1 protein-coding gene is annotated in these 256 nt (G+C 35.2%); it reads left to right on the forward strand.

Annotation, left to right across the window (positions count from 1 at the left end; genetic code table 11):
• Positions 1 to 256 (forward strand): hypothetical protein (locus E1171_RS23265; protein WP_187696115.1); only part of this gene is annotated, 256 nt, incomplete at both ends.

Genomic DNA, 256 nt, shown 5'->3' on the forward strand with positions numbered 1-256 from the left:
TTTCATGCGCATCAGGATGGTGAATCTAATCTTATTCAAGGTGTAAACCTTATTGGTCAAATTACTATGGGCGATGGAAATAACAACGATGACAATAATTTTGATTTTTATGCTGATCAGCAAGGTGTCTCTAATGAAATAATAGGAAATAATGGCATTGGAGGGAACAGAAATGATGAGAATGTGCTGAGAACTTCGGCTTATCAAGTGGGGAACTCCAATGTTTTGAATTTAACCAACTTTATTCTTGGTAATA

The organism is Xanthovirga aplysinae (genome assembly GCF_009711365.1).
In the GTDB taxonomy this organism is placed as follows: Bacteria; Bacteroidota; Bacteroidia; order Cytophagales; family Cyclobacteriaceae; genus Xanthovirga; species Xanthovirga aplysinae.